The 528-nt window shown below is 38.6% G+C and carries 1 pseudogene; it reads right to left on the reverse strand.

Annotation, left to right across the window (positions count from 1 at the left end):
• Nucleotides 1-274: pseudogene (locus tag HT703_RS10555) on the reverse strand (transposase family protein); the annotation flags it as partial.
• Nucleotides 275-528: the final 254 nt, after the last annotated feature.

Here is a 528-nt window from a genome sequence, read left to right on the forward strand (position 1 = left end):
AGTTACTTCAACCCATTGACTCCGACGGATTAAGTTGCTTTCGTGAATACCAAAATCAGCCGCAATTTCTTCATAAGTTCGATATTCTCGCACATATTGAAGTCGCCATAAGAAGGTATTCTAGGCTTAGTTTAGGTTTTCGTCCCCCTTTTGCGTGTTTACCTTGATAATCTCTTTTTAATACAGCTAACATCTCTTCAAAAGTCGTGCACTGAACACCAACCAGGAGCTTAAATCGTGCATCAGTTAGTTGTTTACTTGCTTCATAATCCATAGAACTATTATACCATATATTGTTTCGCAGGAAGTCTAATAATGTTCGAAATTGAAGCAGGTTAAAGAGACACCCGACTTTATCACTTAAAAAATACAAAAGGGCAGCTACCCCCTTGCGCGACAAGGGATTTCGCTGTTCTTTAATCTCGTTTAGGTGTTGTATATGGAGCTTTGGCGTAATTTTTGAGTTCTTCAAACTTCACGAACCCTTTGTTCCATTCCATGCCTAATAGTCTATTTAGTAGCTGCATA

The organism is Streptococcus sp. 3874 (assembly GCF_013276425.1).
Classification (GTDB): Bacteria; Bacillota; Bacilli; order Lactobacillales; family Streptococcaceae; genus Streptococcus; species Streptococcus pseudopneumoniae.